This window comes from Sphingomonas sp. 10B4 (assembly GCF_035019905.1).
Classification (GTDB): Bacteria; Pseudomonadota; Alphaproteobacteria; order Sphingomonadales; family Sphingomonadaceae; genus Sphingomonas; species Sphingomonas glacialis.
In genome coordinates, this window is the sequence record NZ_JASJVC010000540.1 from 1 (window position 1) to 240 (window position 240).

Sequence of the window (240 nt, forward strand, 5' to 3'; positions counted from 1 at the left end):
CTTATCGCGTTGGGTAGAAACCCTCAAGCGTCCTAAGCGTATTCTCATCGTCGATGTGCCTATCGAACGCGATGACGGTAGTATTTCTCACTTTGAGGGCTATCGCGTACAACACAACACGTCCCGCGGCCCAGGTAAAGGTGGCGTGCGTTTTCACCAAGATGTGACCCTGTCAGAAGTGATGGCGTTGTCTGCTTGGATGACGATTAAGAATTCTGCTGTCAACGTACCATACGGCGG

General features: G+C 51.7%; 1 protein-coding gene. It reads left to right on the plus strand.

Annotated elements, in window-relative coordinates:
- Positions 1-240 (plus strand): Glu/Leu/Phe/Val dehydrogenase dimerization domain-containing protein (locus QN347_RS20795; RefSeq protein WP_323494546.1); only part of this gene is annotated, 240 nt, incomplete at both ends.